The sequence below is a fragment of the Polynucleobacter sp. 35-46-11 genome (genome assembly GCF_002281105.1).
On the sequence record NZ_NCFJ01000480.1, the window covers coordinates 1 to 1,899 of the forward strand.

3 protein-coding genes are annotated in these 1,899 nt (G+C 49.3%); all 3 read left to right on the plus strand.

Features of this window, described 5'->3' with window-relative positions; genetic code table 11:
• The coding region (locus B7Y67_RS16605; RefSeq protein WP_293599576.1) for a hypothetical protein at positions 1 to 197 on the plus strand (197 nt) is incomplete at its 5' end.
• A 62-nt stretch (positions 198 to 259) separates the two neighbouring features.
• Positions 260 to 1,387 carry an efflux RND transporter periplasmic adaptor subunit gene (locus tag B7Y67_RS16610; protein ID WP_293599577.1) on the plus strand — a complete coding sequence of 376 codons (1,128 nt, stop codon included), beginning with the start codon at positions 260 to 262 and terminating at the stop codon, positions 1,385 to 1,387.
• The coding region (locus tag B7Y67_RS16615; RefSeq protein ID WP_293599578.1) for an efflux RND transporter permease subunit at positions 1,387 to 1,899 on the plus strand (513 nt) is incomplete at its 3' end. The genes B7Y67_RS16610 and B7Y67_RS16615, both read left to right, overlap by 1 nt.

Sequence of the window (1,899 nt, forward strand, 5' to 3'; positions counted from 1 at the left end):
CTTATTCGCGACAGATTTCTTTAGATGTAGAAGATCAGCCTGAGGGCTTATTAATTCTCACTTTCTTTGTCATGTCGGTTCTGAGTCTGCAAGTTGTGTCCTTCTTGCTGATGCAAGACACGCATAGCTCCGTCAGCCCGCCGTTTTCCCAAGGCTTTCCGCCGCTACCACACGCACCTCCCACCTTTCGTTCCTGATTTTTAACGGGTGCGCAGTCACATGTGCACTGTTTGTCAGTTAGTGCCGTGTGGAGTTCGTGATGTTTACTTTTTGTTCGTTTTTTATTGGCCGCTTTCTTAGTCCAACTTTCTTTTCGTTGGTTCTATTTGCTCTGGGTCATGAATTAGTCGTTGCTCAGCCTGTAGTCAATACAACTGGTATTTTGAGTATTACGACAAAACAGCAAGCCAGCTTAGGGGTTCAGGTTGCCGCAGTTCAGGCCTCGACTGGTGGACAACTGTTGGCCAGTGCCACAGTAGTCATGCCACCTGGCAAAGAGTTCACAGTATCAGCACCTTATGCCGGCCAAGTGTCGCGTCTATTGGTAGGGGTAGGTGATTCGGTTAAAGCAGGCGCCGCATTGGCGCATTTCACGAGTCCCATGTTGGGTGATGCTCGTCGCCTACTCAACGAAGCCTCGCTTGAATACAAAAATAGCTCAGCTGCCGCTCAACGTGACCAAGCTATGTTTGACGAAGGCATCATTCCTGCAGTGCGCTTGCAGTTGAGTCGCTCAAAGCAAGAGGCTGCAAAGGCCCAACTAAATGCGCGTGAGGCTGAATTGTTGACCTCAGGCATGCGCTTTGACGTCAATTCAGGTTACGCCACAGGTACTCTCAAAGCACCTTTGTCAGGCATTATTTCCGAAGCGTTTGTTGCAGTGGGTCAACGCGTCGAAGCAGGCACTATGTTGTTTAAATTAGCAGATAGCTCTCAGTTGCAACTTGACCTGCAGCTTTCATCCGAGAAAGCTGCGCAGTTACAAGTCGGTGATGAGATAAGTGTTGCGACTCGCAATGCCAAGGCCAAAATTATTGGCGTAAGTCGTGCGGTCGATGCAAGTCAATCAGCTCGTGCTCGCGCCACTGTGACTACTCGAGGCAGCTTGCAAGCTGGTGAACTCGTATCTCTCACCATCCACCCAAAGGGCAAAGTCAGCTCTGATAAGCCCGATACGTATTGGTTGGTTCCTGCGCGTGCAGTGACTCAATGGCGTGGAAAACCATGGATCTTTGTTGCGAATGACAAAGGCTTTGAAGCGAAAACGGTGAATGTGATTTCTTCTACAGACGATTTATCGCTGATTGAGGTTGCACTACCTCTTAGCAGCAAAGTCGCAATCACAGGTATCGCATCTTTGCGAGCCTTGCTGCAGAAGGACGAGTGATGTTTGAACACCTAATTCGTCTGAGTCTGCGTTTTCGTAGCCTCACGCTAGCCTGTGCCGGCTTGCTGTTTATCGCTGGTACACATGCGTGGCTCAATCTACCTATAGATGCATTTCCAGATATCTCACCAACACAGGCTAAGGTTATTCTCAAAATTCCAGGAATGACGCCTGAAGAGGTTGAGCAGCGCGTTGTTAAACCCATTGAGCAAGAGCTGCTGAGCATTCCAAATAAACGCATCGTTCGTTCCATCTCCAAATATGGCATTGCAGATATCACTATCGACTTTGACGAAGGAGTTGATTTGTATTGGGCACGCCAGCAAGTTTCTGAGCGATTGAGTTCGGTCATGCGTGATTTGCCCGCTAGTGTGAGCGGTGGTTTGGCGCCAATAACCACGCCGCTAAGTGAGGTGTACATGTTCACGCTTGAAGGCGAGGGCTTTGGATTGGCTGAAAAACGTCGCGTTCTCGATTGGGTGATTCGTCCTGAGCTACGCACCATCCCTGGT